This window comes from Staphylococcus sp. FW104-15G4D, from assembly GCF_058790135.1.
In genome coordinates, this window is record NZ_JBYTCH010000013.1 from 1 (window position 1) to 3,139 (window position 3,139).

General features: G+C 29.3%; 5 protein-coding genes. All 5 read left to right on the forward strand.

What is annotated here, in order from left to right; genetic code table 11:
• The first annotated feature begins 329 nt into the window (after window positions 1–329).
• The 5 genes from AC3WQX_RS11960 to AC3WQX_RS11980 all read left to right on the forward strand — a co-directional run bounded on the left by AC3WQX_RS11960 (window position 330) and on the right by AC3WQX_RS11980 (window position 3,078).
• Window positions 330–947, forward strand: a complete 618-nt coding sequence (locus AC3WQX_RS11960; RefSeq protein WP_002441958.1) for a CadD family cadmium resistance transporter — start codon at window positions 330–332, stop codon at window positions 945–947.
• A gap of 18 nt (window positions 948–965) precedes the next feature.
• Complete coding sequence (locus tag AC3WQX_RS11965) at window positions 966–1,313, forward strand: ArsR/SmtB family transcription factor (RefSeq protein WP_002441960.1); 348 nt, start codon at window positions 966–968, stop codon at window positions 1,311–1,313.
• Between the two features lie 164 nt (window positions 1,314–1,477).
• The gene (locus tag AC3WQX_RS11970) at window positions 1,478–1,573 is read left to right on the forward strand and encodes a type I toxin-antitoxin system Fst family toxin (RefSeq protein WP_000493115.1); all 96 of its coding nucleotides are present in this window, start codon (window positions 1,478–1,480) and stop codon (window positions 1,571–1,573) included.
• Between the two features lie 249 nt (window positions 1,574–1,822).
• Window positions 1,823–2,371 carry a hypothetical protein gene (locus tag AC3WQX_RS11975; protein WP_002441962.1) on the forward strand — a complete coding sequence of 183 codons (549 nt, stop codon included), beginning with the start codon at window positions 1,823–1,825 and terminating at the stop codon, window positions 2,369–2,371.
• A gap of 98 nt (window positions 2,372–2,469) precedes the next feature.
• On the forward strand, window positions 2,470–3,078 hold the full coding sequence (locus AC3WQX_RS11980) for a recombinase family protein (protein WP_049326558.1): 609 nt from the start codon (window positions 2,470–2,472) through the stop codon (window positions 3,076–3,078).
• Window positions 3,079–3,139: the final 61 nt, after the last annotated feature.

Below are 3,139 nucleotides of genomic sequence, written 5' to 3' on the forward strand. Positions count from 1 at the left end.
CTTTGCAACAGAACCATAAAAGGCTAGATATACTTTCTAGCATATTGGTTTTGATTTCAGCAATTGCACTTTTGATTTATGGAATATTTATTAATTAGAACACGCATTTATGCCGAGAAAATTTATTGTGCGTTGAGAAGAACCCTTAACTAAACTTGGAGACGAATGTCGGCATAGCGTGAGCTATTAAGCCGACCATTCGACAAGTTTTGGGATTGTTAAGGGTTCCGAGGCTCAACGTCAATAAAGCAATTGGAATAAAGCATCTATGATTATTTGAAAACATAAGTTATAATACATTCAAAAATATTTTTGAATGAGGTGTAATTATGATTCAGACTATTGTAACTGCTGCTATTCTTTATATTGCGACAGCAGTAGATTTATTAGTGATTTTATTAATATTTTTTGCTAGAGCAAAGACTAGGAAAGAATATCGAGATATTTATATTGGTCAATATGTAGGATCTGTGGCATTGATTGTCGTAAGTTTATTCTTTGCCTTTGTCTTAAATTATGTTCCTGAAAAATGGATATTAGGATTATTAGGGTTAATACCGATTTATTTAGGAATTAAAGTAGCTATTTATGATGATTGTGAAGGAGAAAAGAGAGCTAAAAAAGAATTGAATGAAAAAGGATTGTCTAAATTAGTTGGTACGGTTGCAATTGTTACAATAGCAAGTTGTGGTGCTGATAATATTGGTTTATTTGTTCCGTATTTTGTGACATTAAGTGTTACTGATTTATTAATTACTTTGTTTGTCTTTTTAATTTTAATTTTCTTCTTGGTATTTACTGCACAAAAATTAGCTAATATTCCAGGAGTTGGAGAAATTGTTGAGAAATTTAGTCGTTGGATTATGGCTGTTATTTACATAGCTTTAGGTTTATTTATTATTATTGAAAATGACACTATTGGGACAATTTTAGGATTTATATTTTAATTTAGGGTGTGATTTTATATGAGCTATGAAAATGCTTGTGATGTGATCTGTGTACATGAGGATAAAGTTAACAATGCTTTAAGTTTTTTAGAAGATGATAAATCTAAGAAATTACTTAACATTTTAGAAAAAATTTGTGATGAGAAGAAATTGAAAATCATATTATCTTTGATTAAAGAAGATGAGTTGTGTGTTTGTGATATTTCTTTGATATTGAAAATAAGTGTTGCTTCAACTTCACATCATTTAAGACTTTTATATAAAAATGATGTACTTGATTTTTATAAAAAAGGAAAGATGGCATATTATTTTATTAAAGACGATGAAATAAAAGAATTTTTCTCTAAAAATCAGGAGGGTTTTTGAAACGAGTGAAACGAGTTTCTTCTTGTCTTGATACTATAAAAAAGCAAAGATATAACATAAAATGACTTATCGGAAGTCATCTGTAACTCAATTATTAGAAATGGTATAATACAAAGGTCGTCGTTCACTTCTGTGCTGTATTTAGCATGGAAGGAGGTGACATCATGTTCAGTACACTATTTGTAACTATTATAGCTCCTATCGTAGTAGGAGTTATACTCACATTATTTTCTCATTGGCTGAATAATCGTGAGAAGTAATTTAGCGACGACATATAGCTAATACACCAAAAGAGCCCGATAACTATTCGCAGTAGTTATCGGGCTCGGTGTTTATCATGCTAGTACACTATTTGTTAAATTCAGTATATCACCAAGTGTAGATGAATGCAAAAATATAAGAAAAGTAAGTGCAATTCTATAATTAGAATTATTGATTTTCTTTGATACTATAAAATTGCTAACATTAAGGCTAATTAGTTGAATACAAAGACAAGATGGGAGTATTAAATGAAAAAGGTTAAATCATATTTAAAAAACATTCAAAACAACGAAGAGTATCAAAAAGATATAGAATTTCTTGAAAAGAAAAGTAATGGAAGGGAAGACAAAAAACTTATATTAGATATATGCTTTTTATCGACAATTCCCTTGATTTCAATTTATATTACATATTTTTTAAGTTTTTCCAATCCATTTGCAATTTTTATATTAATAATTATAGCTGTGCCAGTTTCTTATAAAATTGCTAAAATTCTATTGGATCATATGTACAAAGATGAGGATAGATTTCTAGCATTATATAGAAACTACGAAAAGGGAAAATTATTATTTCTTACTTTACCTATCATTGGACTCGTATCTATAATAGGAAGTTCATTTCTCTTCGATTATTTAATATTTAAACTGAATAATACGTCTGTAGAAATATTAGGGTCCACTCCTACTGTTGTATATCATATTATTATTTGTTTTATTCAGTCTATGTTCACGACTATGTTTTTAATAATATTTATTTATACTATTTTGGTTCTTATATATGGAAGGTTTACAAAATAAATGACTAGAGTACACCCTAATCATACAGATACAGTTGTTGAATTTATAGCAACTAAAACGTATGATTAGGGTGTATATTAATTGTGGAGTGAATATGAATGATTATAGGTTATGCAAGAGTATCTTCGACAGATCAAAATTTAGAGAGACAGATAGATAATTTGAAAACATTTGGCGTAGAGAAAATATTTACAGAGAAACAATCGGGAAAGTCAGTAGAAAATAGACCAGTATTTCAAGAAGTACTTAACTTTGTGAGAATGGGCGATAGATTTGTAGTAGAATCGATTGATCGTTTAGGTCGTAATTATGATGAAGTGATTAACACAGTTAATTATTTAAAAGATAAAGAAGTTCAATTGATGATTACTAGTTTACCTATGATGAATGGAGTCATTGGCAATCCTTTATTAGATAAGTTTATGAAAGATTTAATCATACAAATATTAGCAATGGTCTCAGAACAAGAACGAAATGAAAGTAAACGTCGACAAGCTCAAGGTATTCAAGTTGCGAAAGAAAAAGGTGTATATAAAGGGCGTCCGTTACTTTATTCAACGAATGCAAAGGATCCTCAAAAACGCATTATTTATCATCGAGTTGTGGAAATGTTAAAAGAAGGCACAGCTATCAGTAAGATTGCGAAAGAAGTTAATATAACAAGGCAGACTGTTTATAGAATTAAACACGATAATGATTTGGTTTAATAAACTTTACTTCGATGCAAATGAGAGCTTCTCACAGCATTTCAAAGGTTCTGTTGCAAAT